1 protein-coding gene is annotated in these 463 nt (G+C 62.5%); it reads left to right on the plus strand.

The genetic code is table 11. The annotated features are described in order from the left end of the window. Window positions 1–372 (plus strand): hypothetical protein (locus GTN70_00150; protein ID NIO15416.1); only part of this gene is annotated, 372 nt, incomplete at its 5' end. Between the last annotated feature and the right edge of the window lie 91 nt (window positions 373–463).

Genomic DNA, 463 nt, shown 5'->3' on the forward strand with positions numbered 1-463 from the left:
ATGCTCTCCACGCTCCACCAGTCCGCTCTCGGGGCTCTCTTTCTGCTGGCGCCGGGGAAGCTGCACCCCCTCTGGTACTCCTCCTTCATCCCCGTGTTCTTCTTCATATCCAGCATCTATGCCGGGTGCGCCATGGTCATCGCCGTCAGCACCATCGGGGCCCGCTTTCTGAGAGAGAGAGCCGACGGGCAATTCCTCGGATCCCTGGACCGGCTGACCATCGGCCTCGGGAAGTGCGCCTGCGTCGTCATCTTCGTCTACTTCACCCTGAAGATTATCGGCGTGGCCCACGACAACAACTGGGACNNGAGTTCAGCCCTGCAATCCTCGAGTGGCTGCACTCCAAGCGGGTCCGGAAGTGGGCGATCATGATTACCCTCGCCATGACGATCGCCGGGGTGATGCTCTCCACGCTCCACCAGTCCGCTCTCGGGGCTCTCTTTCTGCTGGCGCCGGGGAAGCT

It is taken from the genome of Deltaproteobacteria bacterium (assembly GCA_011773515.1).
Classification (GTDB): Bacteria; Desulfobacterota; Deferrimicrobia; order J040; family J040; genus WVXK01.